Raw genomic sequence first — 26,746 nt, forward strand, 5'->3', positions numbered from 1 at the left:
TTACTGAAGCATCGCGGGCGCCGGCGCCAGGCAGCGCTGCACGAAGGCCGAGAGCGCGCCCACATCGGGAATCTGCACCTCGCGCCGGCCCTTGGTGGCAAAGCCGATGACCTTGTCGCGCGCCAGCCGCGAGAGCGCACGGCTCACGCTTTCGAGCGTCATGCCCAGGTAGTTGCCGATCTCGGCGCGCGTCATGCGCAGCGTGATCTCGTCGGTGCGCATGCCGCGGTCGGCCAGCGACTCGGCCCAGTAGCGCAGGAAGTCGGCCACGCGCGCGTCGGCCGGCAGCGTGCACACCGACATCAGCGAATCGCGGTCGTGCGCGATCTCGCGGCTCATCGCGGCGTGCAGCATCTGCAGCAGCGCGGGGTGCGTGGTGCACGCCGCCAGCAGGGATTCGTAGGGCACGACCCAGACCTCGCCGGTGTCCATGGCCACGGCGTCGCACACGTAGCGCTGGCCCGCGATGCCGTCGAAGCCCAGCCAGTCGCCGCGGAACTTCAGGCCCACCACCTGCTCGCGGCCGTCGGCCGAGAGGTTCACGATCTTGAAGAAGCCCGAGTTCAGGATGTAGAGGTTGCCGAAGCGTTCGCCGGCCTGGTAGATCACGTCGCCCGTGTGCACCATGCGGCGCTGCGGTTGCAGCTGCTCGGCCAGCAGGCGCAGGCGCTCGGCCGTGCGGCGACCCGCGTCTTCCTTGTGCACCGTCGGAAGGGGCCGAAGCGGCAGGATGGGGTTGGGGCGGGCACTCGTGAGCATGGGGATTCCTCGGCGTTCTGTCTTGTGTAGCGTTGCCTGCGATCAGGCGATGTCTCGATGCTAGGAAGCGCGAGGCCCCGCAGTGACAACGGCCCGCATCGGTGCGTAACGTCGGGTGAATGCTCTGTGTCCGGCGTGTAACAGCGGGGCGGTCCTTGATGTGGGTCAAGGCCGGCGCGGCATCGACGGCTAGCCTCCGCGAGACACATGTCGAACCTTGCCATGCACCCTTCCACCGCCGCGCTGTCGCCCCAGAGAGAGGCCAGCCTGCTGGGCCGCGCCCGGCTGCTCCAGCGCGCCGCGCTCGACGGCGCCGCGCCGCCGCGGCTGCTGCGCGGCAAGAACCTCGGCCTGCTCAGCGAAGCCGGCGACAGCGCCGCGCTCGCCCTGCTGCGCCAGGCCGCCGAGGAACTGGGCGCGCAGGTCGCGACCATGCGTTCCAGCCTGTCGACCGACACGCCGGTGCAGGAGCTGCAGCACACGGCGCGCATGCTCGGCCGGCTCTACGACGCTGTCGCCTGCGAGGGCATCGATGCCGCGCTGGTGCGCCAGATCGGCCAGCACGCGGGCATTCCGGTGCACGACGGCGCGGCGGCCGACAGCCACCCCACGGCCGCGCTCGCGGGCCTGCTCGGCGAAGGCACGGCGGCGGCAGACAACCGGCGCTTCGTGTTGCAGGCGTTGCTGATCGAGAGCATCGCCTGAGGAGTTAGCGCGTCAGCCGCACCAGTCGGCGATGCGGTGGCTCAGGTCCATCCACAGCGCTTGCAGCGCCACCGCCGCCAACAGCACCCCCGCCAGCCGCGCACCCCAGGCCTGGCGCGTGCCGCTGTCGCCCCAGCCGCGCAGGCGCTGCCACAGCCACGGCGCAGCGAGCAGCGACACGCTGCTGCCGAGCGCGAACAGCGCCATCGTCGAGGCGCCCTGCAACGGGCCATTGCCCAGCGCGGCCAGCATGAGCGCCGAATAGAGCAGGCCGCAGGGCATCGCGACCCACAGCGTGCCCGTGGCGAGCACGCCCAGCAGCGAGCCGCCGGCCATCGGCCGCAGTCGGGCTTCGAGCGCGCGTCCGGCGCGTTGCGCCCACAGCGGCTGACGACCCGCGACAGCGAGCACCACGCCCCAGGCGAGCACGAACACATGCAGCATCACCCACAGCGGCCGCCAGGCCGCGACCTGTGCGCTGGCTGCGCCCAAACCGTGCAGGCTCGCGGCGGCGATGGCGCCGGCGGCTGCGTAGCTCGCCATGCGGCCGAGGTGGAAGGCGACCGGTGCGACGGGATGCACAGCCTGCGAGGGCCCGCCCACCGGCACGATGCGAATCACCGCGGACGACACCGCGCCGCACATCGCCACGCAGTGCGGCCCGCCCGCGAGCCCCATCAGCAATGCGGCGCCGGCGAGTGCGGGGGAATCCATCGAATCAAACGACGCGCGAAAAGCGCGTGCGCGTCGCTGCGCAATAACGATCGAACACCATCGCCACCGCACGCACGAGGAACCAGCCGGCCTCGGTGACCTCGATGGCGCGCGGCGACAGGCGCACCAGCCCTTGCTCTGCCATCGGCGCCAGCGCGGCGCGCTCGGGGGCGAAATAGTCCGCGAAGGCGATGCCGTGCGCGGCCTCGACGGCGTCGAAGTCCACGCGGCCCCGGCACATCAGCGCCATGATGACCTCGCGGCGCAGCAGGTCGTCGTCCGACAGTGCGAGCCCCTTGACCACGGGCAGGCGGCCCTGGTCGAGCAGCGCGTAATAGTCTTCCAGCGTCTTCGCGTTCTGGCTGTAGGTGGCGCCCACGCGGCCGATGGCCGACACGCCGAGCGCGACGAGATCGCCGTCGGGCTGCGTGCTGTAGCCCTGGAAGTCGCGGTGCAGCCGGCCCTCGCGTTTGGCCACGGCCAGCGGGTCGTCGGGCAGCGCGAAGTGGTCCATGCCGATGTAGACGTAGCCGGCCTCGGTGAGCGCCGCAATCGCGCGCCCGAGCATGCGCACGCGCGTGGGCGCATCGGGCAACTCGTCGGCCGCGATGCGCCGCTGCGGCTTGAAGCGCTCCGGCAGGTGGGCGTAGGCATACAGCGCGATGCGGTCGGGCCGCAGTTCGCGGATCTGCGCCAGCGTGCGCTCGAACGAGGCATCGTTCTGGCGCGGCAGGCCGTAGATCAGGTCGACATTGATCGATTTGAAACCCAGCGCGCGCGCCGCGTCCATGAGCGCGAAGACCTGCGCCGCCGGCTGGATGCGGTGCACGGCCTGCTGCACGGCGGGGTCGAAGTCCTGCACGCCGAAGCTCAGTCGGTTGAACCCAAGCGCGGCCAGCGCCGCGAGGCGCTTCGCATCGACGGTGCGCGGATCGATCTCGATCGACTGCTCGCCGCCCGGCACGAAGGCGAACGCGCGGCGCAGCAGGGCCACCAGTTCGCCCAGCTCTTCGTCGTCCAGGAAGGTCGGCGTGCCGCCACCCAGGTGCAGCTGGCCGACAGGCGCACCGGGGCCAAGTTGCGCGACCTGCAGCGCCACTTCGCGCGCGAGGTAGTCGAGGTACTGCCGCCCGCGCTCGCGGTGCTTCGTCACGACCTTGTTGCAGGCGCAGTAGTAGCACAGCGATTCGCAGAACGGGATGTGCACGTACAGCGACAGCGGCTCGCCGGCCGTGTCCGCATCGCGCCGCAGCTGCAGCGCCTGCGCGTAGTCGTCGGCACCGAAGGTCTCGACGAAGCGGTCGGCCGTGGGGTACGAGGTGTAGCGCGGGCCGGGCACGTCGAAGCGGCGCAGCAGCTCGACGGGCAGCACGGACGGGGTCTCGGGAACGCAGGCCAGGGACGAGCTCATGACGCAGTCTCTTTCTCGGACGGCAGCGCCAGCAGCGTGGTGCACGCGCTCGAGGCCGCCGCCATCAGCCAGAACACGAAGAAGGACACGGTGTAGATGCCCTGGCGCGACATGCGCAGCGCATCGGCGCCGCAGTACGAGTGGATCGGATCGATCATCGCGAACACCAGCACCTCCATGCCGCAAGCCACGAGGAACGACGGCCACAGGATGCCGGCGATGCGGCGCATGGCACTCATGGGGCCACCCTCTTGGGCACTGGCACATCGTCCTCCGGCGTCGCCGCGTGGTTGCGCCCGGCCTGCGCCGGCATGCGCTTCTTGTCGGCCAGCGTGCGGTTGATCTCGATGCCTTCGCGGTAGTAGTCCTCCGACACCAGCACCTCGGGGGTGCGCAGCGCCAGCCACACGGTCGCGATGCTCGCCAGCACCACGGCGGCGGGCCCCGCGATCACCAGCCAGACCAGCGGGTAGCGCCACCAGGGACCTGAGGTCGCGGGCGCGTTCATCGGCAGGGCATCGTTCATGGGAAGACCTTTCAGCGCGGCACCAGGAAGACCGCTTTTTCGGAAACCTGCGCCGCGCCATCCGCCTGCCGGATGTCGAAGTGCACCGTGTGCGAACCGGCCGGCGCGGCGCCATAAGGCACCTGCAGCCGCACCGCGACCCAGCGCGCCTGCGCGGGCTCGACCTCGATGGCCTCGTCGGGCGAGGCCACGCTCAACCCCTCGATGCCGCGCGCGGCGATGCGGTAGTGCTGCGTGCGCTCGGTCGCGTTCATGATCTGCAGCCGGTAGACGTTCTCCAGCCGCCCGCCCTCGACGATGCGCGCCAGCGAGGCACGGTCGCGCACCACGTCGACCTTCAGCGGCGTGCGCGCGACCAGGCTGGCGAGCAGGCCCGCCACCAGCAGCGCGAGCAATGCGGTGTAGACCAGCACGCGCGGGCGCAGCACGCGGCGCCACAGCTGGCGGCGCGACCAGCCGGCCTCCATGCCGTTCTGCGTGTCGTAGCGGATGAGGCGCGGCGCGTAGCCCATCTTGTCCATCACGCTGTCGCAGGCGTCCACGCACAGGCCGCAGCCGATGCACTCGTACTGCAGGCCCTGGCGAATGTCGATGCCGGTGGGGCACACCTGCACGCACAGGCTGCAGTCGATGCAGTCGCCCAAGGCGGCGCTGCGCGGGTCGACGTTCTTGCGGCGCGGTGCGCGCGGCTCGCCGCGCCGCGGGTCGTAGCTGACGATGAGCGTGTCGCGGTCGAACATCGCGCTCTGGAAGCGCGCGTAGGGGCACATGTACTTGCACACCTGCTCGCGCATGAAGCCGGCGTTGCCGTACGTGGCAAAGCCGTAGAAGAACACCCAGAACACTTCCCACGAGCCCATCTGCGTCTGCAGGAAGGCCATGCCCAGCTCGCGGATGGGCGTGAAGTAGCCCACGAACGTGAAGCCGGTCCACAGCGCGATGCCGATCCAGACGAGGTGCTTGAAGGCCTTCTTCACCAGCTTCTCGAGCGAGAACGCGCCGGCGTCGAGCCGGATGCGCGCGCTGCGGTTGCCTTCGATGCGCTGCTCCACCCACAGGAACATCTCGGTGTAGACGGTCTGCGGGCAGGCGTAGCCACACCACAGGCGGCCGGCCACGGCCGTGAAGAGAAAGAGGGAGAGCGCGCTGATCACCAGCAGGCCCGACAGGTAGATCAGGTCCTGCGGGTACAGCACCAGACCGAAGATGTAGAAGCGCCGCGCGGCCAGGTCGAACAGCACCATCTGCCGCTCGCCCCATTCCACCCAGGGCATGCCGTAGAACACCAGCTGCGTGAGAAAGACCATGGCCCAGCGCCAGCGCGCGAACAGGCCCTGCACGCTGCGCGGGTAGATCTTCTTCGTCGCCTCGTACAGGCCGACCTCCGGCGCGGCGGCGGGCGGCGCGCTCGCGATCGGGATGACGGTCTTTCGCGTCATGGTGTCCCGGTCGCAGGGTTGGACATGCCCCACACGTAGGAGGCCAGCAGCTTGATCTGCGCCTCGGTCAGGCGCCCGTCCTGCGCGGGCATGGCGCTGTGCTTGCCCTCGTTGATGATCTGCACGATGGCGGCCTCGCCGTAGCCGTGCAGCCAGATGCGGTCGTTCAGGCGCGGGGCGCCCAGCGCCGGGTTGCCCACGCCGCCGATGCCGTGGCAGGCCGCGCAGGCGGCGAACTTGGGCTTGCCCAGGCCCGCGCGCAGCGAGTCGTGCGGCTCGCCCGACAGGCTCAGCACGTAGTGGGCGACGTTCTTCACGTCGTCGGGCGAGCCGACCATCGCGGCGGCCGGCGGCATCACGCCGATGCGGCCCTTGGTGATCGACTCGACGATCTTGTCGGGCGTGCCGCCGTGCAGCCAGTCGGCATCGGTGAGGTTGGGAAAGCCCTTGCTGCCGCGCGCGTCGGAGCCGTGGCACTGCGCGCAGTTGTTCATGAACAGGCGCTCGCCGATGGCGCGGGCCTGCGGGTCGCGCGCGGCTTCTTCGATGGGCATGGGCGCGTAGCGCGCGTACACAGGTTCCAGCGCCTGCGTGGCCTTGGCCACGTCCTGCTGGTACTCGGCGCGCGAGCTCCAGTCGTTCGTGCCGCGAAAGCTGCCCAGGCCCGGGAACACGGCCAGGTAGCCGAGCGAGAAGACGATGGTCAGCACGAACAGGCCCACCCACCACAGCGGCAGCGGGTTGTTGGCTTCGCGCAGGTCTTCGTCCCACACGTGGCCGGTGGTGTTGTCGGCGTCGGAGGGCACGCGCTTGCGCGCCGTGAGCCACAAGAGCAGCACGCAGCCCAGGATGCTCAGCAGCGAGGCCACGGCCACGTAGCTGGACCAGAAGTTACCAATGAAGTCGCTCATCGTGCGGCTCCCTTCAGTCCTGCTCGAACGGCAACCGGGCCGCTTCGGCGAAGCGCTGCGTGTTGCGGCGCGAACAGGCCCAGGCCACGATGCCGATGAAGACGACGAAGCAGGCGATGGTGGCGGCGATGCGCAGGGTGGTGATGTCGGTCATGGGGCGTTGCCTGTTCTTTCTTCTTACTTGAGCGCCAGGCCCAGCGACTGCAGGTAGGCCACGGTGGCGTCCATGTCGGTCTTACCGGCGACCTCGTCGGCGGCCTTGGCAATCTCTTCGTCGGTATAGGGCACGCCCACCGTGCGCAGCGCGCGCATGCGGGTGGCGATGCTGCCGGCGTCGACCAGCCCCTTCTCCAGCCACGGGTAGGCCGGCATGTTCGACTCGGGCACGAGGTCGCGCGGGTTGTTCAGGTGGATGCGGTGCCACTCGTCGCTGTACTTGCCGCCCACGCGGTGCAGGTCGGGGCCGGTGCGCTTGCTGCCCCACTGGAAGGGGTGGTCGTACACGAACTCGCCGGCCACCGAGTAGTGGCCGTAGCGCAGCGTCTCCGAGCGGAAGGGGCGGATCATCTGCGAGTGGCAGTTGTAGCAACCCTCGCGCAGGTACACGTCGCGGCCGGCCAGCTGCAGCGGCGTGAGCGGCTTCACGCCCTCCACGGCCTCGGTGGTCGACTTCTGGAAGAACAGCGGCACGATCTCCACGAGGCCGCCGATGGCCACCACCAGCAGGATCAGCACGATCATCAGCAGGTTGTTGGTCTCGACCTTCTCGTGCGTGAAGCCGGTGGCGGCGGGCGCGGAGTTCTGGTTGTCAGGTGCGTTCATCGTGCGTCTTCAAAGGCTTCGGGGCTTCAGGCGTGGGCGGCGGCAACGGCCGGGATCTCGGCGCGCACCGAGCGACCGGTGATCACGGTCATCCAGACGTTCCAGGCCATGACCAGCATGCCGCCCAGGTAGAGCACGCCGCCGATCACGCGCACCAGGTAGTAGGGGAAGGTGGCCTTCACGCTTTCGACGAAGGTGTAGGTCAGCGTGCCGTCGGCATTGATCTCGCGCCACATGAGGCCCTGCATCACGCCGGCGATCCACATCGCGGCGATGTACAGCACGATGCCGATGGTGGCCATCCAGAAGTGCACGTCGATGGCGCGCACGCTGTACATGGCGAGGCGGCCGTACATGCGCGGGATCAGGTAGTACAGCGACCCCATGGTGATGAAGCCCACCCAGCCCAGCGCGCCGGAGTGCACGTGGCCCACGGTCCAGTCGGTGTAGTGGCTCAGGGCGTTGACGGTCTTGATCGACATCAGCGGGCCCTCGAAGGTCGACATGCCGTAGAACGACAGCGCGACGATCAGGAAGCGCAGGATGGGGTCGGTGCGCAGCTTGTGCCAGGCGCCCGAGAGCGTCATCACGCCGTTGATCATGCCGCCCCAGCTGGGCGCCAGAAGGATGAGCGAGAACACCATGCCCAGCGACTGCGTCCAGTCGGGCAGCGCGGTGTAGTGCAGGTGGTGCGGGCCGGCCCACATGTAGGTGAAGATCAGCGCCCAGAAGTGCACGATCGACAGCCGGTACGAGTACACCGGGCGCCCCGCCTGCTTGGGGATGTAGTAGTACATCATTCCGAGGAAACCGGCCGTGAGGAAGAAGCCCACGGCGTTGTGGCCGTACCACCACTGCACCATCGCGTCCTGCACGCCGGCGTAGGCCGAGTAGCTCTTCATCCAGCCGGCCGGAATGGCCGCGCTGTTGACGATGTGCAGCAGCGCCACCGCGATGATGAAGGCGCCGTAGAACCAGTTGGCCACGTAGATGTGGCGCACCTTGCGCAGGCCGATGGTGCCGAAGAACACGATGGCGTAGGCCACCCAGACCACGGCGATCAGGATGTCGATGGGCCATTCGAGCTCGGCGTATTCCTTGCCGCTGGTGTAGCCCAGCGGCAGGCTGATGGCGGCGGCGACGATCACCAGCTGCCAGCCCCAGAACACGAACGAGGCCAGCGCCGGCGCGAACAGCCGCACCTGGCAGGTGCGCTGCACCACGTGGAAGCTCGTGGCCATGAGCGCGCAGCCACCGAAGGCGAAGATCACCGCGTTGGTGTGCAGCGGACGCAGGCGGCCGTAGCTGAGCCAGGGAATGCCGAGGTTGAGTTCGGGCCAGGTCAGCTGCGACGCGATGATCACGCCGACCAGCATGCCGACCACCCCCCAGACCACCGACATGAGTGCGAACTGCCGCACGACGGTGTCGTCGTAGATGGCCGCGGGAGGGTGCGTGGTCTGCTGCATCGTGGTGCCCGTAGATGTGGTTTGCGGGCAGTGTCTGCCCGCGTCGCCCGGGCAGGCTTGATGCAGATCAAGCCCGCTCCGTTCTCCACTGCGGCTTGTGTCGACGGCGGCACACGAGCTCGAACGATGCCGAAGGCCGCGGAGCAGGCCGTGCCAGAACACCCGCGGAACTGGCTATGCCAGGCCGCAGGGTGTGCCCCCTGCAAGGGGGTTGGCGAAGCGACACGAAGTGCGCGTAGCCTGGGGGTTAGTCATCCTTCAGGATGCGATCGCCTTCGACCTCGATGTCCTCGAACTGGCCGCGCTCAATGGCCCACCAGAGGCCTCCGAGGATCGCCAGAACGAGCACCACCGACAGCGGCACGAGCAGGAACAGCACGTCCATCAGGCCACCGCCGCCTTGCCTGGCGCAGCGAGGCGCGCTGCGTTGAGCACCACCAGCAGCGAGCTCGCGGCCATGCCCAGCCCCGCGAGCCAGGGCGGCAGCCAGCCGGCCACGGCCAGCGGCACGCACACGGCGTTGTAGGCCGCGGCCCAGAACAGGTTCTGGCGCACCACGCGCAGCGTGCGGCGCGCCTGCGCCACCGCGGCGGGAATGGCCTGCAGTGCGTCGCCCAGCACCACGAAGTCCGAACGTGCGCGCGACAGCGGCACGGCGTGGCCGAAGGCGAACGACGCGTTGGCGCGCGCCAGGCTGGGGCCGTCGTTCAGGCCGTCGCCGACCATCGCCACCTCGCGCCCGGCCGCCTGCAGCTGCCACAGCACCTCGAGCTTGTCCTCGGGTGCGCAGTCGCCCTGCACCGCCGCGATGCCGGCCTGCGCGCCGATGGCACGCGCCGCGTTCTCGCGGTCGCCCGACAGCAGCCGCACCGACAGCCCCTGCGCCTGCAACGCTGCCACGGTCTGCGTGGCGTCGGGGCGCAGCTCCTCGGCGAGCACGAAGCTGGCGAGCCAGCCCTCGTCGTCGCTCAGGTGGATCTGCGCCGCATCGACCTGCAGCGGCGGGACTTCGCAGAAGGCCGCCGAGCCCAGTCGCACGGGGCGCGCACCGTGGTCGTCCACGGCATCGCGCCGGTGCAGCGAGGCCGCCACGCCCTGCCCCACCGTCTCGCGCAGCTGCGTCGCCGACCAGGCCGGCGGCACGCGGAACTGCGCCTGCCAGGCGTTGACGAGCGCGCGCGCCGCCGGATGCAGCGACAGCGCGGCGAGTGCCGCACCGATCTCCAACGCATCGCCGGGGCGCAGGCCCTGGCGGCAGTACACGCGCGCCAGGCGCGGCGTGTCGCCCGTGAGCGTGCCGGTCTTGTCGAACACCACGGTGTCGACGCCGGCCAGCGCTTCGAGCGCCTGCAGGTTCGAGGTGAGCACGCCGCCGCGCGCCAGGGCGCCCGCGCTCGCGAGCATCGCGGCGGGCGTGGCCAGCGACAACGCGCAGGGGCAGGTGACGATCAGCACCGCCACCGCGACCATCAGCGCCTTGCCGGGATCGACCGCCCACCACAGCGCGCCCGCGCCGAACGCGCAGGCCAGCACGGCGATGAGAAAGGGCCGCGCCACGCGGTCGGCCAGACGGGCCAGGCGCGGCTTGTCGAGCGCGGCGTTTTCCATGAGCCGCACGATCTGCGCGAAGCGCGTGCCCTCGCCCACCGAGGCGATGTGCACCTGCACCACGGCCGAGAGGTTGTGGCTGCCTGCGAGCACGCGGTCGCCGCAGGGGCGCGGCACGGGGCGCGACTCACCGGTGAGCAGCGCCTCGTCGGCGGTGGTGTCGCCGTCGATCACCGTGCCGTCGGCCGGAAAGGCCTCGCCGGGGCGCACGCGCACCACGTCGCCCGCGCCGAGCCGGCGCACCGCCACGCGCGTCCATGCGCCGTCGGGCCCGAGGCGCTCCACGCTGTCGGGCAGCCGGTGCATCAGCGCCTCGAGCGCGCCGGCCGTGCGGTCGCGCAACCGCGCCTCGAGCCAGCGGCCGGTGAGCAGGAAGAAGACGAACATCGTCAGCGAGTCGAAGTAGACCTCGTGCCCCAGCGGCCCCGTGGGGTCGAAGGTGGCGGCGGTGCTCACGACGAAGGTGATGACGACGCCGAAGGTCACGGGCAGGTCCATGCCCACGCGGCCGATGCGCAGGTCGCGCCAGGCGCTGCGAAAGAAGGGACCGCACGAGAACAGCACCACGGGCAGGCTGAGCACCCACGAGGCCCAGCGCAGCAGCTGCGCCGCATCGGCCGTCATGTCGCCGGGGCGCGCGACGTAGGCCGGGTAGGCGTACATCATCACCTGCATCATGCAAAAGCCCGCGACCAGCCAGCGCCACAGCGCCATGCGCAGCTCGCGCGTGCGCGTCTCGCGCGCGCTGCGGCTGCCGGCCGGCAGCAAGGGGTAGCCCGCGCGCGCGCTGGCCTCGAACCAGCGCGAAGGCCGCGTGGCCCCAGCCGACCACACGACGCGCGCGCGCCGGCTCGCGGCATTCACCTGCACCTCGGTCACGCCGGGCACCTGCGCCAGCGCGGCCTCGACGGTGAAGGCGCAGCCCGCGCAGTGCATGCCCTCGACCGCCACCTGCGATTCCCAGCGGCCCGCGGCGGCCTCCAGCGGGCGGCCGAACGCGGCCCACTCGGCGGGGTCGTCGAGCAGCTGCCAGGCGTCGGCGCGGGCGTCAGCCCCCGTGGACGACGGAACGGACGGAAACGGCGCGAGCGCGGCGGAAGCTTGCATCGGGGCAGGCTAAGGGCCTTGCCGATGCAAGCGTTTGATCTGCATCAAGGTTCGTTGCGGCGGCCGGGGCCGCGCAGGACCTTCAGGCGGGTGTCTTCGCAGCCTCCAGCTGCACCGGCGGCGTGCCGGCCTTGAACATGCTCGCCAGCTGCTTGCGCAGTTCGGGCGTGTCGGTGTGGCCGTGAACGGCCACGGCGTGCTGGACGGCGGCATCGAGCAGTTCGCCTTCGGAATCGGCGCAGAGCGCGACACTGCAGTTCATCGTGCTTGGATACTCGCGGCAGTCGATGTATTGGCGTGACATGGCGCCTCCTGGATGCGTCCCTACGGACGAGCTTCGAAGATCAGGTTGAAGGGGGTTTCGCTGGCGCGGCGGAAATGCGAGAAGCCGCCCTGCGAGACGACGTCGCGCAGGCGCGCTTCACCGGCCTGCGCCCCCAGGCACAGGCCCACTTCCTGCGAACGCGAGGCCGGCGTGCAGATGAAGCTGGAGGCCGAATAGAACACGCGCCCCACCGGGTTGATGTTGTCCTCCAGCCGGTCGTTGGCAAAGGGCTCGACGATCATCCACGTGCCCTGCGGCTTGAGGGTGCGCCGCACGTGCGCCGCCGCGCCGACGGGGTCGCCCATGTCGTGCAGGCAGTCGAAGACGGCGACCAGGTCGTAGTCTTCGCCGGGGAAATCCTTGGCGCTCGCGACCTCGAAGCGCAGACGCTTTTCATCGTCGACACCGGCCTTGCGCGCGGTTTCGCGGGCGCGCTCGATCGACGGCGCGTGGTAGTCGAAGCCGACGAAGCTGGATTGGGGATAGGCCTGCGCCATCAGCAGCGTCGAGGCACCGTGCCCGCAGCCCACGTCAGCCACGCGCGCGCCGCTTTTCAGCAGAGGCTCGATGCCTTCGAGCGCCGGAATCCACTGGCTCACGAGGTTGGCCGCGTAGCCGGGCCGGAAGAAGCGCTCGGTGCCATGGAACAGGGCCACGTCGTGCTCGTGCCAGCCGATGCCCAGGCCCGTGCGCATGGCCTGGACCATCTTGGGAATGATCTTGAACTGCGCCACGGCGATCTGGAACGCGCCGGGCACGAAGGCCGGGCTGCCTTCCTCGGCCAGCGCGAAGGCCTGTTCCTCGGTCAGCGAGAACAGCTCGCCCTTCGGGTCGTACTCGACATAGCCGCTGGCGGCCTGGGCCGAGAGCCATTCGCGCAGGTAGCGCGGGTCGGTCTCGGTGCGGCGGGCGAGCTGCTCCGCGGTGGCGGGGCCTTCGGCCAGCGCCTTGTACAGGCCGAGCTGGTCGCCCACGACGATGGTGGCCGCGTGCATCACGGCCCCGATGTCGTGGACGAAGTTACCCATGAACGCGTTAAGCCGTGTTTCGTCGATGGCCATGTGTATCCCCTTCGTCGACAGGCGACAGACGCGGCCCCTGCCTGCCTATACTGAATTCGCGGCAAAGGGCCTGCGAGCATCCTGTCTCTCGATGCGTGTGGGCGCCATACGCAGCAATGCGTATGCACCGTGAAAGGCATGCCATGACGCACCTGTCGCGCCACGATTGGGCGAACGCGCTTCGCCTGCTGGACAAGCTGGAGTCCGGGCATCTGCCCGCGCGGCACCGTGGCGCCGACGACCATCCCCTGCACACCCCGCGCCGCGTCGCCAAGGCGCCGGGCCGGCGCGAACTGCGCCGCGCCGCGCAGCAGGCCGACTACTGCCGGCGCGTGGGGCTGGAGCATGCGATGGCGGTGGCCTTCCTGTACCGGCTGGCCTGCCGCACCGCCGTGCCGTTGCCCGATGCGCAACCCGCCGGCCTCACGCCGCGCGAGGGCGATGTCATGCACTGGCTCTCGCAGGGCAAGACCGACGCCGAGATCGCCGCCCTGCTCACGATCAGCCCCCGCACCGTGCACAAGCACCTGGAGCATGTCTACGTGAAGCTGGGCGTGGAGACGCGCACGGCCGCCGTGATGCGCGCGCTCGCCATGGGCCGACCTGTCTGAAAAAGAGAGATCGGCGCCATTCCCCCTACTCGATGCGGAAGACGAACTCCTGCGTCGCCAGCACCTCCGCGTCGCCCGTGGTCTGGCATTCGTAGCGCATCACCGCCGCACGCACGGCCGAGTGGTACACGCGCGGCCCCGACAGGAAGCGCACTTCCTGCACATGGCCGCCCTTGATGCGGACCTCGGCCTTGACCACGCCGCCGATGCCTTCGTCCAGCGCCTTGCGCGGCATCTCGGGCTTGACCTGCCGCGGGCAGGCCACCGCGATGTCGGTGGAGGTCGCCTTCGGCGGGGCCGGCGGCGCGGGGGGCGCCGGCGGTGCGGCCGGCGGTGGCGGCACGGGTTCGGTGTTCTGCACGGCGGTGATCGCGGGCGCCGAGGTGGCGGGCGGTGTCACGGCCGGCGGCGGCACGTAGGCCGGGCGCGGCGGCGGCGGGGCCTTGGGCGTTTCCTGGCGCACAATCTTCTTCGGCGGCGGGGGCGGCGGTGGCGGGGGTGGCGGCGGCTTGATCTCGCTGATGATGGTCGCGTCCATCGGCTTCTTGATCAGCTCGACCGTCTGGCGCGCCAGCCCCGACACGAGCGCGTAGCCCACGCCGACGTGGAACAGCACCATCACGGCGATGCCGACGGGGCCGAAGCGCGATTTCGGGTTGAAGTCCTTGCGGGAGGGCTTCATGGGATGAACTGCTCCGCACCCACGATGCCCAGCTTGCTCACGCCCGTGCGCTGCGCCGAAGCCATCACGCCGGCCACCACTTCGTACTTGGCGCGGCGGTCGGGCCGCAGGTGCACCTCGGGCTGCACGGCCTGCGCGGCGACCTGCTCGAAGCGCCGTTCCATCTCCGTGCGGTCGGCCAGCGGCTCGCCGTTCCACTGCACGACGCTGAGCGCGTCGATGTCGATGCGCAGCACCTCGGGCTTGAGATCGCTGGGCGGCGGGTTGCCCGTGGGCATGTTCAGGTTCACCGAATGCAGCTGGATCGGGATGGTGATGATCAGCATGATCAGCAGCACCAGCATCACGTCGATGAGCGGCGTGGTGTTGATGTCCATCATCGGCTCGTCGGAAGGCGTGCTGCTGCGCCGCCCCTGCTTCTGTTTTCTTGGCATGACTTGCTTGTCTCGTCTCAGTTGCGCGCCGGCGGCTCGGTGATGAAGCCCACCTTGGCGATCCCGGCCGCCTGGCAGGCGTAGATGATCCGGCCCACCGGCTCGTAGTCGGAATGCCAGTCGCCGCGGATGTGCACCTCGGGCTGCGGGTTCAGGGCCGCCACCTTGGTGAGCCGCGCCACCAGCGCGGGCGTGTCACGCACCGGCGTGTCGTACCAGTAGGTGCGACCGCTGGCGTCCACCGAGATCACGACGGTCTCGGGCTTGCTCTCGCGCACCTCGTTGCGCTCCTTCGGCACCGCGACGGGCACCGAGTAATTGACCACCGGGATGGTGATGAGGAAGATGATCAGCAGCACCAGCATCACGTCGACCAGCGGCGTGGTGTTGATGGCCGCGATGGCCTGTTCCTCGTCTCCCCCGGAAGCCGGGATGTTCATCGCCATGGCGCAGTCCGCTTGTGTGCGCGGGGCGTCAGGCGGCGGCGCTGCCGGCCAGGATCACGGAGTGCAGCTCGCCGCTGAACTCGCGCACGTCGTCCATCACGGTGATGTTGCGGCGCAGGAGCCAGTTGTAGCCCAGCACCGCGGGCACGGCCACGGCCAGGCCGATGGCGGTCATGATGAGCGCCTCGCCCACCGGGCCGGCCACCTTGTCGATCGACGCCTGCCCCGCCACGCCGATGGCGGTGAGCGCGTGGTAGATGCCCCAGACGGTGCCGAACAGGCCGACGAAGGGCGCGGTGGAACCCACGGTGGCCAGCAGCGACATGCCGTTGCCCAGGCGCCGCTGCACGCGCTCGGTGGCGCGGTGGATGCACAGGTCGACGAAGTCGGCGAAGTCGACCTTGCCGCGCAGGCCGTCGTGCTTCTGCGTGGCCTGCATGCCGGCGTCGGCGATGAAGCGGAACGGGCTGCCTTCGGCCAGCCGCGCGGTGCCGGCCTGCACGGTGCCCGCGTTCCAGAACTCGTTGTCGACCGCGCGCGCCTGGCGGCCCATGCGCATCTGCTCGAGCAGCTTGGTGACGATCACGTACCAGCTGCCCATCGACATGATCGCCAGGATGGCGAGCACGGCCTTGGCCACGGCATCGCTCTGCGACCAGAGCGCGCCCACGCCGTAGGGATTGTCGACCTTGGCGGTGGCGGCCGGCGCAGCGACCGGGGCTGCAGGCTTCTCGGGCACCGCCACGGGCGCCGGCGTGGCGGCAGCAGCACTGGCCGCGGCCTGCGGTGCGGCCGGCGTCTGGGCGCCCGCGAGTTGCGGCGCGCTGCCCAAGCCGAGGGCCAGAACAAAGGGCGCGGCCACGGCCGTCAGCCGTGCAAGGAATGTCTTCGTCATCGTTGTCTTCTCCAGAAAAATTGATTGGCTTCAGGCGCCGGCCTGCCAGCCGTGCGCCTTGTCCCAGACCGCCTGCACGCCGCTGCCCGCGCCGTCCACCACGTGGTAGCGGTCGTAGGGCGCGGCCGTCATGCAGGCGTGGTGCGGCAGCACGCGCACGCGGGCGCCCAGGGGCAGCGCGCGGAACATGGCCTGTGCGTCGTCGTCGCCTTCGCAGGCGATCAGCCCGTGCTCCTGGTGCAGCTCAGCCACGCACAGGCCGGGCAGCGGCACCGTGCCGTCGGCCCGGCACACCAGCCCGAAGCCCAGGCCGGCGCGGAACTCGGCCGCCGATTGGTCCTTGGACAGCGCGAGCGCGCCGGCGTCGATCAGCACGCGGCGCGAGCGCGGGTTGTGACCGATCACCGTGGCCAGCACCGATAGCGCGATCTCGTCCACGCCGCAGATGCCGCGCGCCGCCTGGTCCAGGTCGAAGAAGGTGTAGACGCCGGGGCGCATCTCGGTGACGCCCTCGAGCGACTGCGCGCACACGGCCGTGGGCGTGGAGCCCACGCTCACCACCTCGACCGGGATGCCGACCGCGCGCAGCCGCTCGGCCGCATGCACGGCGCCGGCGCGCTCGGCCTCGGCAATGGCGCGGATCGCCGTGCCGCCCTGCACGTGGTAGCTGTGGCCCGCATGCGTGAGCACGCCGGCCAGCGCCAGCGATTCGCTGCGCTGCACCTCGCGCGCGAGCGACAGCAGGCCGTCGTCGCGCGGGCCGACGCCGCCGCGGCCGCCGCCCGTGTCGATCTCCAGCAGCACGCGAAAGCTCGCGCCCAGCGCCCGCGCGCGGGCGCCGGCCGCCTGCACCGCCTCGACCGAATCGGCCAGCAGCGTCACGCGCGCGCCGTGCGTGCGCTGGATGTCGTGCAGCGCCTCGATCTTGTTCGCGTCGATGCCCACCGCGTAGGTCAGGTCGGTGAAGCCGTGGCGCGCGAAGTAGGCGGCCTCGGCCACGGTCGACACCGTGAGCCCGCCGGCCTGCCCGCGCGTGGCGCGGCGCGCCACTTCGGCCGACTTGGCCGTCTTCAGGTGCGGACGCAGCGCCACGCCATGGCGCGCCGCGCGCTGTGCCATCGCTTCGCAGTTGCGTTCGAGCACGCCGACGTCGAGCAGCAGCGCGGGCGTGGTGAGTTCGGCCAGGGGCGTCATCGGCCGGTTCCGGACGCGATCTGCGCCATCACGGCGTCGATTTCCTCGGCCACGCGCTGCACGAGCGGTGGCAGCAGCACCAGCGTCATGTGCGCGGCCCCTTCGATGCAGGCCAGGCGGCGTTGCGTCGACAGCGCCGCATGCGCTTCCTGGAACTCGGGCCAGCGCTGCTGCACCGCTGCAATGGCCGGGTCGGCACCTGCCGGCAGCGGCTGCTGCTTCGCCCACAACACGGCCAGCGGACGGGAGCCGAAGTCGGGCGAGGCCGCAGCCTGGCGCGCGACGTGCGGCAGGCCGCGCACCTCGGCCACCATGGTGTCGAGCGCTTCGGGCGTGTAGGTCGCCTTCATCTGGCGCAGCACCTGCGGCATGTCGGCGAACAGGGCCTCGATGGGCGCCTGCTCCGGCGGCGGCGGGCCGCCGGCCTGGAAGTCCGCGCGCTTGACGCGCTCGGCCGCGAACTGCGATTCGGGCGGGTGCTCGTACATCGCGAACTGGTCGGGGTGGCTGGCGTCGAGCATCACCACGCCTGCGACCTGCTGCGGGTACAGGCCTGCGTAGACCCGGTTCAGCAGGCCGCCGAGCGAATGGCCGACGAGCACGATCGGGCCCGTCACGCCGGCGGCCTCGAGCAGCGCATGCAGGCGGTGCGCGGTGCGCTCGCCGTCGAAGGGCGCGTCGTCGGCGTCGCTCCAGCCCATGCCGGCGCGGTCGTAGCTGATCACCGGGTGCTTGGCCGCCAGCGCCTGCTGCAGGCGCGCGTAGGTCGGCGAGGCGCAGCCGCCGCCGGCCTCGATGACGAGCGTGGGCTGTGCGGCGCTGGCCGGCACGGGGCCGCTGCGCTGCAGGTGCATGGCGCGGCCGTCGATGGTGTAGAGCTCGCCGGGTGCGGCCATGTGGTACGGACGCCCGGGCTGTTCCACGCGCGGCCAGTAGTCCAGGTCGCGCACGCGGTACGGCAGGTTGGCGAAGTCGGTGCTCAGCGAGGCCGGCGTCGACACGTACAGCACCGACTTGGCCAGGGGCCCGAACTCCGCGTGGAAGTGCTGCGCCGACTTCACGATGACCAGCTTCTTGGCCGCCAGGTCGATGCCCAGGCCCGTGAAGAGGTCGGCGCCGATGACCTGGTTGCGCTTGCTGATGAGCACGATGTCCACGCCGTCGGCCGCCTGCACCCACACGCAAGGGCCCATGGGCGTGCGCACGCCCGACAGGCCGCCCTGCGAGTGCGCCTCCACCACGTTCATCACGGTCACGTGCAGGTCGATCGGGTCGCCCGAGGCCGGGCCGCACTTGCCGCCCAGGCGCAGCTCGAAGCTCGCGCCCACGCCCGCGTCGCGGCACAGCTGCACCGCCCCCAGGTCCCACACGCCACCGAAGGCCACGTCGCCGATGCCGCGCTCGACCACGGCGCGCAGCATGAAGGTGCTGTCGCTGGTGGCGCCGCCGCCGGGGTTGTCGGCGGTGTCGGCGATGACCACGGGGCCGCCCTGCACGGCCATGGCCTTGGCGAGCGTCTCCTCGATCGAGAGCGAGGGCACGCCGGTCTCGTGGCGCAGGTCCCAGAAGCCGCGGCCGAGTTCTTCGGCGAGCTTGGCGGCGAGCGCGGGGTCGTTGTCCGTCACCACCCACAGCTTGGCGCCCGACTCGGGCACGTCGGCCCAAGGGAAGCCATGGCCCAGCGACACCGAGAGCACGCCCGGCAGCTTTTCGGCGTCCTGCATGCGGCGCACGAAGCCGGCCATCGGCTCGCGCGTGGTGTGCCACTTGCCGACCATGCGGCAGTCGTGCACGGCCGTCACGGGCTTCACGCGGCCCTGCGCGGTGTCGACCACGATGCGGATCAGCTCGGTCAGGCGCTCGAACGCGTCGGTGTGCGGATATTCCTTGTAGCAAATGATCGCGTCCGCCGTGTTCAGCATCTTCTGCGTGAAGTGGCAGTGCAGGTCGAGCGAGACGCCGATGGGCACGTTCGGCCCGACGATCTCGCGCACGCGCGAGATCACGTCGCCTTCGCAGTCGTCGTAGCCGTCGGCCACCATCGCGCCGTGCAGCACGAGGATCACGCCGTCGACCGGGCCGGCCTTGCGCAGGTCGTCCAGGATCTCGTCGCGCAGGCGCTCGTACACGCTGCGCACGGTGCGCCCCAGCGGCTGCGCAAAGGCCAGCAGGCTCTCGACGGTTTCATGGCCTTCCGCGGCCAGCTGCCGGCGCACTTCCACCGCGTACAGGCCGTAGCCGGTGGCGTCGCGCGTGCTGGCGTCGCCGCGGAAGATGCCGTATTCCTCGTAGCTGCCCAGGCCGGTGGGGGCCGAGACGAAGGTGTTGGTTTCGGTGGCGAACAGGGTGGTGAAGAACTTCATGCGCGGGGCTCCTGGCGGGCAAGGTGAATGTTTCGCGAGCGCGTCGTGGCGAACCGCAGTCCCACGACCCGGCCGCCCTGGCGCTCCACGGTGAGCACCGATTTGCCCAGCTGGGCCAGCACCGGGTCGACCGAGGCGAGCGTGGCCACGTCGGCCGACAGCGGCGTCAGCACGCACACGTGCTGGCCGTGGCGCCCCTGCACCGTGAGCTGCAACCTGCCGTCCACCAGCACCATCCGCGCGGTGGCGTCGAGGTCGGGGCTGATGTAGTCGCCGCACAGTTCGTCGGCGAGCGAGGCGGCATCGGGCGCGGTCTCGGGCAGGCGCTCGAAGCGGCGCGGCTGGCCGCCTTCGTGCAGCACGAAGGCATCGGGTGCGCGTTGCGGGTCGATGTCGGCGGTGTCGATCACGAGGTCGTTCGTCGGCAGGTCCTGCAGGCCCAGCCACAGCGTGCCGTCGCCCTGGTTCAGGGGCCTGGCCTCGCCGGCCTGCCACGACAGCGCCAGCTTGCCGGCCACGTCCGCAAAGCCCAGCAAGCCGCCGGTGGAGGGTGCGTGGTAGCGCTGGCCGGGCAGCGCGGGGAAGGCGCTGGCCAGCGGGCGCACCTCGGGCGGCGCGAGCGCGTCGCCCAGCAGCAGCTCGATCACCTTGAGGGCCAACGCCGACGGCGACACGGGCGCGCCGTTCACCATGGCGATGATGTCCAGCCCGTGGCTGGGCACGCTGATCATCTGCGACTGCGCGCCGAGCACGGCGCCCGCATGGTGCACGATCTCGACGCCGCGGTACGGGTGGCGCGCGAGGCCGAAGCCGTAGTTCACCTGGGAGCCCGACGACAGCGTGGTGGGCGCCGACAGCAGGGCCCAGCTCTTCGCGCTGCCCACGATCTTCTCGCTGCCGTGCATGTGGGCGAGCCAGCGCAGCATGTCGTCCGCCGTCGACACCAGCGAGCCGCCGCCGTCGAGTTCGCACGGGTACAGGCCGCGACGCCAGCCGCCGCCGGGCGCGGGCATGTACAGGCCGGCCATGCCGGGGACCACGTCGAGGTCGGTCACCACCGACGAGGTGTCGGCCATGCCCAGCGGGCCGAACAGGCGCGCCTTCAGGAAGTCGTTGAAGCTCTTGCCGCTCACGCGCTCGACGATCTTGGCCAGCAGGAAGTAGCCGCCGTTGCTGTAGACCATGTGCGTGCCGGGCTCGAAGTTCAGCTCGCTCTGGCGCGCCATGGCCGGCAGGCCCGGGCCGGGCAGCGTGAACGTGAGGCCGTGCGCAATGGCCCACAGCTCGTCGTGGCCGCGCCAGCCGCTGGTGTGCGTGAGCAGGTGGCGCAGCGTGGGGCCGTTGGCGCTCAGTTGCGGCAGCTCGGGCAGGTACTTCTGCACCGGGTCTTCCACGTCGAGCAGGCCGTCTTCGGCCAGCAGCAGCACGGCCATGGCCGTGAAGTGCTTGCTGGTGGAGGCGATGCGCATGCGCGTGGTCGGCGTGAGCGCCACGCCCATCTCCAGGCTGGCCATGCCGACGGCGCGGCGGTACAGCAGGCGGCCATGCTGCGCGATGGCCAGCACCAGGCCGGGCGCGTCGCTGCGGTTCAGGGGCGCCACCAGCGCGTCGATGGCGGCCAGTGCGGAAGCGGTGTCAGGAAGAGGAGCTGAAGGGTGTGGTTGTGACATGGAGGAACAACGAACGATGAAAGAGGGGGAGCGGGATCTCGACGCAGCAGGCTCAGTTCGGCTTCGCCTCGCGCATCAGGCGCACGAACGGGCCTTCGGCGGCACGCAGCACCATGGCGCCCAGGCTGCCGCCGACCAGCGTGGTCACGACGATGGACACCGCCAGCCCGTTGGGCATCGACTTGAGGGCGTCCGACAACATGCCCACCACCAGCGGCCCCACCACGCCGAAGGGCAGGCTGGCCAGCGTGAGCATGGCGATGGTGCGGGCGCGCAGGTGCGGCGGCGCCGCGTCCTGCAGCACGTTGGGCAGCAGCACCGCGCTGCCGATGAGCGGCACCACCAAGAGGCCCAGCAGCGCGAAGTTGTGGTTGGCCGAGCTCGTGAACAGCAGCAGCGTCGACATCAGTGCAGCCGAGAGGTTGCCCAGCATGATCAGCCGCAGCGCCGCAGCCGGCCCCATGCGCGGCTGCACGTAGCGCATCGACAGCACGCCCAGCAGGCCGCCGGCCACCGTGCCGCACAGGAAGGCCAGGCCCATGCCCTGCCCCATCTGCACCGGCGTGACGCCGTAGGTGCGCGCCGTGAGGATCGGCAGCCAGGTGCCCAGCGAGCTCAGGCCCACGCTGGTCAGGCCCACGCCGACCACCAGGCCCGCGAAGGTGCGCCAGTGCTGGCGCAGGTGCTGGCGCAGGGTCGTGGCGCCCGGTGCGTCGGTGGCCGGTGCCCCCGGCTTGGCCTTGGCTTCCTGTGCACCGCCGCGCGGCGTGCGCCGGATCGACAGCACCAGCAGCGTCACCGGAATGCCGGCGCTGGCCAGCACGAAGAAGGTCAGGCGCCAGGCTTCGAGCTGCTGCATCGCGACGGGCAGCCAGGGCCGCAGGTCGTCCGTGAGGTGCACGATGGTGCCGCCCAGCAGCGCGCCCAGCGCACTGCCGAAGATGGCCGACAGCGCGAACACCGCATTCGCCAGCACCCGCTGCGCCCGCGGGAACAGGTCGGGGATCATGCTGTTGGTGATGGGCGTGAGGCCCGCCTCGCCCACGCCCAGGCCGACGGAGGCGACGAACAGCACGCCGTAGTCCATGGCCGTGCCGCGCATGGCGGTGGCGGCGCTCCACAGCACCACGCAGGCCGCGAGCACCACGCGCCGGTCGTAGCGGTCGCTGAGCCAGCCCAGCGGCAAGGTGGCGATGCCGGTGAACAGCACGATGCCCGCGCCCTGCAGCAGCCCGAGCTGCGTGTCAGAGAGCGACAGCGTCTGGCGGATCGGCTCCGTCAGCAGCGTGAGGATGACCTTGTCGATCGAGCCCAGCACCGTCGCGATGATGAGCACCGCCAGCGCATACCAGGCGCTGGTGGGCGCCTTGCGGGTCGTTTCCAGGGCCGCAGGGGCGGCCGCATCCAGCGGCATCGGTGCCGCGAACGGTGGGAGGCCCGACATGTCAGAACGGAACGTTGACGTTCACGCCGATGGTGCGCGCGGGCACGAGCGCCGCGGTCACCAGGTTCGGGTTCGCGTTGAGTCCGGTTTCGATCGACACGATGCCGCGCTTGTTCGTCAGGTTGCGCACGTAGGCCGAGACGCTGAAGCGCTTGAAGTCGATGCCCGCCTGCAGGTCGACCAGCGTGTAGGCCGGCATGTTGATGCTCGGAATGGCCGTGCTGCCGCGGTAGCCCGCATCGCGCTTGCCGGTGTAGCGCGCGCTGATGCCGACGTAGGCCGGGTGATCGGCCAGGCTGAAGTTGCGCGTCACGCCCAGGGTGGCGGCAAAGCGCGGCGTGTGCGGCAGGCGCGCGCCGGCCTTGGCGCCCAGGCCCTTGGCATCCTCGGTCAGGCGCGCATCGACGGCCGCGGCGTTGGCGGTGAAGCGCCATTCCTTGCTGGGCTTCCAGTTGAGCGTGAGCTCGCTGCCCTTGATGCGGGCCGCGCCCGCGTTGGTGACGAACACGAAGGCGCCGCTGCGCGTGGGCTGCTGCACGCCGGTCCACTCGATGTCGTACAGCGCCGCCTCCAGCGACAGCGTGCGGTCCAGCAGGTCGGCCTTGTAGCCCAGCTCGTAGCTCCACAGCGAGTCGGAGTTGTACATCGGCTGCACCACGTTGCGGTCGGTGTCGGCCTTGAGCACGTTGGGACCGCCGGGGCGGTAGCCGCTGGCCGCGCGGAAGTACATGGTGCTCGTCTCCGACAGCGTGTACTTGGCGGCGGCCAGGTAGGTGGTCGGGCTTTCCGACGAGGTGCCGGCGGCACTGGCGGCGACCGACCCGACGAGCTGGCCGGTCTGGCGGCTGGCGTACTTCTGGTTGTTGCGCGCCAGGCGCACGCCGCCGGTGAGCGAGAACTTGGGCGTCACGTTCCAGGTGACGTCGCCGTAGGCCGCCTCCTCGCGGTAGCGCGAGGACTGCGTCGAGGTCAGCAGGCCGAGGCTGCGGCCCCCGATCAGGTTGGCGTCCATGACGCCGTTGTTGCTGCCGCGTTCGCGGTTCAGGTACAGGCCCGCCAGCCACTCGATGGTGGTGCCCGAGCGCGAGGTCAGGCGGAACTCCTGGCTGACGCGGTGCTGCTCCACGGCGCTGTTCACCGGCACCGAGGCCACCGGCACGCGCAGCGCGCTCAGCAGCGGCCCGTAGCGGCCGGTGACGTCGACGACGTTGTTGATCTTCACGTCCTGCGCGGAGGTGATCGAGTTCAGGCGGGCCCAGCCGAAGTCGTATTCCACGTCCAGTCCGAACAGCTGCGTGAGGTTGCTGTACGACTCGTTGGCCGACAGCTGGCGCGTGCGCTCCCGCGTCCAGGGGCGCAGCGTGCGCTGGTCCATGTCCTCGAAGCCCAGGCCCTTGCGATGCACGTCCTGCACGGTGCCCGTGAGGCGCACCGTGAGTTCGCGCGTGGGCGTGAGCAGCAGCGAGACCCGGCCGCCGTCGGTGTGGCCGCGGTCGATGTTGCGCCCGCGCGCCAGGCCCGTGGCGTCGTAGCTGCCGCCGAACTGGTCGGTGAAGGCGGCGAAGCGCACGGCCGCCACGTCTTCCTTGAGCGGCACGTTGAGCACCGCGCCGGTCGTGAAGCCCGGACCGCCGCCCTGCGTCCACGAGGTGCCCAGCCTCACCGAGCCCGCGAACTCCATGGTGTCGGGCTGGTTGGTCACGTACTTGAGCACGCCGCTCATGGCACCGGCGCCGTACAGCGTGCCCTGCGGGCCGCGCAGCACCTCGATGTGGCTCAGGTCGAGCATGCCCATGTCCAGCGGCGTGTTGCCACCGCTCGCGCCGGCCGAGCTCAGGCCGGTGGCCACGTCGTCCACGTACACGCCCACGGTCGCGATGCCCTGCACCGGGCCGGTGGTCAGCCCGCGCATGGTGAGCGTGCCGCCCACGCTGCCGCTGCTGGTGAGGTTCACGCCCGGCTGCTCGGCCACGTAGTCGGCCAGGTTCTTGGCGCCCGCGCGCTCCAGCGCCTGGGCCTTCATCACGTTGACCTGCATCGGGATCTCGCGCACCGGCTCGCGGCGGCGCGTGGCGGTGACGGTGACGCTGTCGAGCGACTGCGGCGTCTCGTCGGCCTGCGGCTTGGCGGCAGCAGCCGTGTAGATCACGATGGCGCCGTCGTCACCGCGGCGCGTGCGCAGCGGCGTGCCTTCGAGCAGCCGTGCCAGCGCGTCCTGCGGCGACAGCGCGCCCTTCACGCCGCGCGTGGCCACGCCCTTCACGTCGTCGACCTTGTAGAGCAGCTGCACGCCGCCTTGCGCGATGTAGGCGTCGAGCGCGGTCTTGAGATCGCCACCGCTCACATCGAAGCCTTGCGCCGGAGCCTGTGTCTGCGCATGCGCGGCCATGCCGCTGGCCAGCGCCCACGCACCGCCGATGACCCAGGGCCGAAGCCCTGCCCAATAGGTTCTCTTCTTCAAGGACGGCAGGCCGGGGCGGGGCGCGGTGCGATTCATTGTGTGTGTCTCCAGCGTGGTTATTTGTTTGGGTACCCACTGAGACGAATGCCCCGTCACATTCCGGTAATTTACGGATTCGAAATTCTTATTTCGTTGCCGCTCTCGTGCGCAGCAAGCCCGAAGCCCTGCTTGAGAAGCCCCACGAAGCCGCTCATGTTGTTCGCATCGAAGCTGCCGCCGATGCGCACCTGCGCGATGACCGGGTCGGCGATCACGAGCTTGCGCAGGTTGTAGCGGTTGAACTGCGCGGCCGCGTCGCCCAGCGTGGTCTGGTCGAACACGAGCTTGCCTTCGCGCCAGCTCAGTTCGTCGTCGACCTGCTTGGGCGCCTTCGACATCACGAGCACGTTGTCGGCATGCGTGACCGCGGCCTGGTTGCGCGTAAGCACGGTGGGCTCGGTGCTTCGGGCATCGGGCTTGGCCGCGGCAATCTGCACGCGCCCTTCTTCCACCGTCACGTTCACCTGGTCGCCCTGGCGCCGCACGAGGAAGCGCGTGCCCAGCACGGTGATGCGGCGGTCGCCGGCAATGACGACGAAGGGGTGCGCCTTGTCGTGCGCGATGTCGAAGTAGGCCTCGCCCGCGTCGAGCCACACCTTGCGCCCGCTGTCGTTCACGGCCGTGCGCACCTGCGTGGCGGTGTTCAGCGTGAGCTTCGAACCGTCGGACAACGCCACCGACTGGCGCGCGCCCACGGCCGTGGCGTAGTGCTGGCCGCGCTCTTCCTGCGTGTACTGCCAGCCGAGCCAGGCGGTGCCCGCGGCGGCCACGAGCACGCCGGCGGCGATGCGTTGCAGCGAGAAGCGCGACAGGCGTGGCGCCGGCCGTGCGGCCTGCGGTGCGAGTGCCGGAGCCGGCGTGGGGAGAGGAATAGGAATCGCCGGCGTGCGCAGCGCGCCCAGCCGGTCGCCGCGCTCCCACGCGCTGGACAGCCGCAGCCAGGCCACGCGGTGGGCGATGGAGGCGGCGATCCAGGCGTCCAGCTGCTGCTGGTCGGTGTCGGTCCAGTCGCCGCTGTCGCGGCGGGCCAGCCAGTCGGCGGCCAACGATTCGATGCGCTGGGCTTCGCTCATGGTGAGAGCCTCCGCTCGTTCTGCGCTCGCCCGAAGGCCTTGGTGTCCAGCTGCACGCCGCCCGACAGCAAGGCGTCGGCCAGGGCGCGCACGCCGCGCGAGACCTGGCGCTCGACCGTGTCCTCGGTGATGCCCAGCTGCGTGGCGACCTCGCGCTGCGAGAGCCCGTCGATCTTGCGCATCTCGACCACGCGGCGGCACTTGGAGGGCAGCGCGTCGAGCGCCGTCTGCAACAGCCGCAGCTCGCCGCGGCCGGCGGCGTGGCGTTCGGGCGTGAGCTCGTCGGCGGAGAAATCGAGCGCGTCGAGGTCGGCAATGATCTCGATGGAAACGATCTGCGCGCGCCGGGCGCGGTCGATCAGCAGGTTGCGCGCGGTGGCAAAAACGAAAGGCTTGACCTGGTCGGGCATGGATCTGGAGGCGGACTCGTAAATGCGCACGTAGACGTCCTGCCGCAGGTCGGGCACTTCGGCGTCGTCGCGCCAGTTGCGGCGAAGGAAACGCGTGAGCGCGGCTTCCATCGGCAGCACCTCGCTGACGAACCAGGCGTCCAAGTCACTGAGAACCACAAAGCGCT

At 70.5% G+C, this 26,746-nt stretch carries 27 protein-coding genes; 2 read left to right on the plus strand and 25 right to left on the minus strand.

Annotated features, from left to right (window positions below; all coding sequences use genetic code 11):
* The gene (locus AC07OH_RS20595) at positions 1–759 is read right to left on the minus strand and encodes a Crp/Fnr family transcriptional regulator (RefSeq protein ID WP_062481678.1); all 759 of its coding nucleotides are present in this window, start codon (positions 757–759) and stop codon (positions 1–3) included.
* Positions 760–981: 222 nt separating this feature from the next.
* Here AC07OH_RS20595 and AC07OH_RS20600 point away from each other — a divergent pair, with 222 nt between their 5' ends.
* Positions 982–1,464, plus strand: coding sequence for a Rossmann-fold NAD(P)-binding domain-containing protein (locus tag AC07OH_RS20600; protein WP_495301941.1), 483 nt, complete (start codon positions 982–984; stop codon positions 1,462–1,464).
* Between the two features lie 12 nt (positions 1,465–1,476).
* On the opposite strand, the gene AC07OH_RS20605 is transcribed toward AC07OH_RS20600, so the two are convergent.
* From AC07OH_RS20605 to AC07OH_RS20665, 13 genes are all read right to left on the minus strand, one after another.
* Positions 1,477–2,178, minus strand: coding sequence for a sulfite exporter TauE/SafE family protein (locus AC07OH_RS20605; RefSeq protein WP_495301942.1), 702 nt, complete (start codon positions 2,176–2,178; stop codon positions 1,477–1,479).
* Between the two features lie 4 nt (positions 2,179–2,182).
* Positions 2,183–3,589 carry an oxygen-independent coproporphyrinogen III oxidase gene (gene hemN / locus AC07OH_RS20610; protein ID WP_495301943.1) on the minus strand — a complete coding sequence of 469 codons (1,407 nt, stop codon included), beginning with the start codon at positions 3,587–3,589 and terminating at the stop codon, positions 2,183–2,185.
* Positions 3,586–3,828 carry a hypothetical protein gene (locus AC07OH_RS20615; RefSeq protein WP_062481687.1) on the minus strand — a complete coding sequence of 81 codons (243 nt, stop codon included), beginning with the start codon at positions 3,826–3,828 and terminating at the stop codon, positions 3,586–3,588. Before AC07OH_RS20615 ends, hemN begins: the two co-directional genes overlap by 4 nt.
* Positions 3,825–4,115 carry a FixH family protein gene (locus tag AC07OH_RS20620; protein WP_495301944.1) on the minus strand — a complete coding sequence of 97 codons (291 nt, stop codon included), beginning with the start codon at positions 4,113–4,115 and terminating at the stop codon, positions 3,825–3,827. Before AC07OH_RS20620 ends, AC07OH_RS20615 begins: the two co-directional genes overlap by 4 nt.
* Before the next feature lie 11 nt (positions 4,116–4,126).
* On the minus strand, positions 4,127–5,554 hold the full coding sequence (ccoG, locus tag AC07OH_RS20625) for a cytochrome c oxidase accessory protein CcoG (protein WP_492684738.1): 1,428 nt from the start codon (positions 5,552–5,554) through the stop codon (positions 4,127–4,129).
* On the minus strand, positions 5,551–6,465 hold the full coding sequence (ccoP, locus tag AC07OH_RS20630) for a cytochrome-c oxidase, cbb3-type subunit III (protein ID WP_495301945.1): 915 nt from the start codon (positions 6,463–6,465) through the stop codon (positions 5,551–5,553). The genes ccoG and ccoP overlap by 4 nt, the downstream gene beginning before the upstream one ends.
* A 13-nt stretch (positions 6,466–6,478) precedes the next feature.
* Positions 6,479–6,619, minus strand: a complete 141-nt coding sequence (locus AC07OH_RS20635) for a cbb3-type cytochrome oxidase subunit 3 (protein ID WP_062481697.1) — start codon at positions 6,617–6,619, stop codon at positions 6,479–6,481.
* A 23-nt stretch (positions 6,620–6,642) separates the two neighbouring features.
* Positions 6,643–7,287 carry a cytochrome-c oxidase, cbb3-type subunit II gene (gene ccoO, locus AC07OH_RS20640; RefSeq protein ID WP_062481700.1) on the minus strand — a complete coding sequence of 215 codons (645 nt, stop codon included), beginning with the start codon at positions 7,285–7,287 and terminating at the stop codon, positions 6,643–6,645.
* Between the two features lie 26 nt (positions 7,288–7,313).
* Positions 7,314–8,756, minus strand: coding sequence for a cytochrome-c oxidase, cbb3-type subunit I (gene ccoN / locus AC07OH_RS20645; protein ID WP_139702545.1), 1,443 nt, complete (start codon positions 8,754–8,756; stop codon positions 7,314–7,316).
* Between the two features lie 247 nt (positions 8,757–9,003).
* On the minus strand, positions 9,004–9,141 hold the full coding sequence (gene ccoS, locus AC07OH_RS20650) for a cbb3-type cytochrome oxidase assembly protein CcoS (RefSeq protein WP_495301946.1): 138 nt from the start codon (positions 9,139–9,141) through the stop codon (positions 9,004–9,006).
* The gene (locus AC07OH_RS20655; RefSeq protein ID WP_495301947.1) at positions 9,141–11,471 is read right to left on the minus strand and encodes a heavy metal translocating P-type ATPase; all 2,331 of its coding nucleotides are present in this window, start codon (positions 11,469–11,471) and stop codon (positions 9,141–9,143) included. The genes ccoS and AC07OH_RS20655 overlap by 1 nt, the downstream gene beginning before the upstream one ends.
* 82 nt (positions 11,472–11,553) lie before the next feature.
* A complete protein-coding gene (locus AC07OH_RS20660) occupies positions 11,554–11,775 on the minus strand; it encodes a DUF1059 domain-containing protein (protein ID WP_062482949.1) in 222 nt (73 codons plus the stop codon).
* A 20-nt stretch (positions 11,776–11,795) separates the two neighbouring features.
* Positions 11,796–12,857 carry a class I SAM-dependent methyltransferase gene (locus AC07OH_RS20665; protein WP_062482952.1) on the minus strand — a complete coding sequence of 354 codons (1,062 nt, stop codon included), beginning with the start codon at positions 12,855–12,857 and terminating at the stop codon, positions 11,796–11,798.
* Between the two features lie 143 nt (positions 12,858–13,000).
* Between AC07OH_RS20665 and AC07OH_RS20670 the strand changes: the two genes are divergently transcribed.
* Positions 13,001–13,468, plus strand: coding sequence for a response regulator transcription factor (locus AC07OH_RS20670; RefSeq protein WP_495301948.1), 468 nt, complete (start codon positions 13,001–13,003; stop codon positions 13,466–13,468).
* 25 nt (positions 13,469–13,493) lie between these two features.
* Here the strand turns inward: AC07OH_RS20670 and AC07OH_RS20675 are convergent, their stop codons facing one another.
* The 11 genes from AC07OH_RS20675 to AC07OH_RS20725 form a co-directional block, all read right to left on the minus strand.
* A complete protein-coding gene (locus AC07OH_RS20675; RefSeq protein ID WP_495301949.1) occupies positions 13,494–14,150 on the minus strand; it encodes an energy transducer TonB in 657 nt (218 codons plus the stop codon).
* Positions 14,147–14,584 carry an ExbD/TolR family protein gene (locus AC07OH_RS20680; RefSeq protein WP_062477298.1) on the minus strand — a complete coding sequence of 146 codons (438 nt, stop codon included), beginning with the start codon at positions 14,582–14,584 and terminating at the stop codon, positions 14,147–14,149. The genes AC07OH_RS20675 and AC07OH_RS20680 overlap by 4 nt, the downstream gene beginning before the upstream one ends.
* A gap of 17 nt (positions 14,585–14,601) precedes the next feature.
* Positions 14,602–15,030, minus strand: coding sequence for an ExbD/TolR family protein (locus AC07OH_RS20685; protein WP_070062084.1), 429 nt, complete (start codon positions 15,028–15,030; stop codon positions 14,602–14,604).
* A gap of 28 nt (positions 15,031–15,058) precedes the next feature.
* Positions 15,059–15,925: a MotA/TolQ/ExbB proton channel family protein gene (locus AC07OH_RS20690; protein WP_095746596.1), complete on the minus strand. Its 867-nt coding sequence runs from the start codon at positions 15,923–15,925 to the stop codon at positions 15,059–15,061.
* Positions 15,926–15,955: 30 nt separating this feature from the next.
* On the minus strand, positions 15,956–17,119 hold the full coding sequence (locus AC07OH_RS20695) for an alanine racemase (RefSeq protein WP_139702539.1): 1,164 nt from the start codon (positions 17,117–17,119) through the stop codon (positions 15,956–15,958).
* Positions 17,116–19,482: an alpha/beta fold hydrolase gene (locus AC07OH_RS20700; protein WP_495301950.1), complete on the minus strand. Its 2,367-nt coding sequence runs from the start codon at positions 19,480–19,482 to the stop codon at positions 17,116–17,118. Before AC07OH_RS20700 ends, AC07OH_RS20695 begins: the two co-directional genes overlap by 4 nt.
* A complete protein-coding gene (locus AC07OH_RS20705) occupies positions 19,479–21,152 on the minus strand; it encodes a serine hydrolase domain-containing protein (protein WP_495301951.1) in 1,674 nt (557 codons plus the stop codon). The genes AC07OH_RS20700 and AC07OH_RS20705 overlap by 4 nt, the downstream gene beginning before the upstream one ends.
* Positions 21,153–21,204: 52 nt before the next feature.
* Positions 21,205–22,596 (minus strand): MFS transporter, encoded by a 1,392-nt coding sequence (locus AC07OH_RS20710; RefSeq protein WP_095746600.1) that lies wholly within the window; start codon positions 22,594–22,596, stop codon positions 21,205–21,207.
* A 1-nt stretch (position 22,597) separates the two neighbouring features.
* Complete coding sequence (locus AC07OH_RS20715; protein WP_495301952.1) at positions 22,598–25,057, minus strand: TonB-dependent receptor; 2,460 nt, start codon at positions 25,055–25,057, stop codon at positions 22,598–22,600.
* 107 nt (positions 25,058–25,164) lie between these two features.
* A complete protein-coding gene (locus tag AC07OH_RS20720; RefSeq protein ID WP_495301953.1) occupies positions 25,165–26,169 on the minus strand; it encodes a FecR family protein in 1,005 nt (334 codons plus the stop codon).
* Complete coding sequence (locus AC07OH_RS20725) at positions 26,166–26,738, minus strand: RNA polymerase sigma factor (RefSeq protein WP_223301388.1); 573 nt, start codon at positions 26,736–26,738, stop codon at positions 26,166–26,168. Before AC07OH_RS20725 ends, AC07OH_RS20720 begins: the two co-directional genes overlap by 4 nt.
* Positions 26,739–26,746 lie beyond the last annotated feature (8 nt).

It is taken from the genome of Variovorax sp. GW821-FHT10C12, from assembly GCF_059415405.1.